The sequence below is a fragment of the Hoeflea sp. BAL378 genome (assembly GCF_000759435.1).
GTDB lineage: Bacteria > Pseudomonadota > Alphaproteobacteria > Rhizobiales > Rhizobiaceae > Hoeflea.
In genome coordinates, this window is the sequence record NZ_JRJG01000153.1 from 1 (window position 1) to 1,317 (window position 1,317).

At 67.8% G+C, this 1,317-nt stretch carries 2 protein-coding genes; both read right to left on the reverse strand.

All coding sequences use genetic code 11. The annotated features are described in order from the left end of the window. Positions 1-818, reverse strand: an 818-nt coding sequence (locus tag LL06_RS23520; protein WP_035532785.1) for an acyl-CoA dehydrogenase family protein, incomplete at its 3' end; no start/stop codon positions are given. Between the two features lie 2 nt (positions 819-820). Beyond that, on the reverse strand, positions 821-1,317 hold a 497-nt coding region (locus LL06_RS23525), incomplete at its 5' end, for a phosphotransferase (RefSeq protein ID WP_035532787.1).

A 1,317-nucleotide genomic window follows, 5' to 3' on the forward strand; every position in this document is an offset into this window, starting at 1 on the left:
AGGCGCATGCAATGGTGGATGCGGCCCGGCCCGAGCCGGCCCTGGGCGATCTCGAAGCCCTTGCCCTCGCCGACCAGCAGGTTCGACGCCGGCACCCGCACGTCCTCGAACACCACCTCGCCATGGCCGTGCGGCGCGTCGAGGAAGCCGAAGACCGGCAGCATCCGCACCACCCTGATGCCGGGCGTGTCGCGCGGGATCAGGATCATGCTCTGCTGGGTGTAGCGGTCGGCGGAGTCGGGGGAGGACTTGCCCATGAAGATGATGAGCCTGCAGCGCGGGTCGCCGATGCCCGAGGCGAACCATTTCCGCCCGTTGACGACATAGTCGTCGCCGTCGCGCAGGATGCTGGCCTCCACATTGGTGGCGTCGGACGAGGCGACCGCCGGCTCCGTCATGGCGAAGGCCGAGCGGATCTCGCCGTTCAGGAGCGGCGTCAGCCAGGCGTCCTTCTGAGCCTCTGATCCATAGCGGGCAAGCAGTTCCATGTTGCCGGTGTCGGGCGCCGAGCAGTTGAAGATCTCGGGGGCGAAGGGGCTGCGGCCGGTCATCTCGCACAGGGGCGCATAGTCGAGATTGCTCAGGCCCGCGCCGTGTTCGGCGTCGGGCAGGAACAGGTTCCACAGGCCCTCGGCCCGGGCGATCTTCTTGAGCTCATCGAGCTTGGCGATCGGCGTCCAGGACCCGTCGTGGGTCCAGGCCGGCTGCGCCAGCGAGGCCTGCATCAGCTCGTCTTCGGCGGGATAGACATGACGGTCCATGAAGACGGCAAGGCGCTCGAGAAGCTCCGTCGCGCGGGGCGAATGCGAAAAATCCATAGTCAGTCTCCACGGGCGGCGCGCATGCCCGCCTCGGCGATGGTGCGCGCATGATCGAGAAATTCGTGGGCATCGGAGGAGGTGGCGCTGCCGCGCTGGCCCCTGATGTAGATGCCGGCCGAGATGGCGGCGAGGCGGAAAAGCGAGAATGCCATGTAGAAGCGCCAGCTGTCCTCGCCGACCGACCGGCCGGTGAGGGCGCGGTACTGCGCGACATAGTCGGCCTCGGACGGGATCCCCTCGGGCACGCGGCCCTCGAAGCCCGGCTGCATCGGGATCGACATGCGGTAGACCATGCAATTGTAGGCGAGGTCGGCGAGCGGATCGCCCAGCGTCGAGAGTTCCCAGTCGAGAACCCCGATCACGCGCGGCTCGCTGGCATGGAACACCAGGTTCTCCAGCCGGTAGTCGCCATGGGCGATGGTCGTCTCGGGCGCCGACGGCAGATGCGCGGGCAGCCACTCCATCAGGAAGTCCATCGGCGCGACACCGGTCAGGC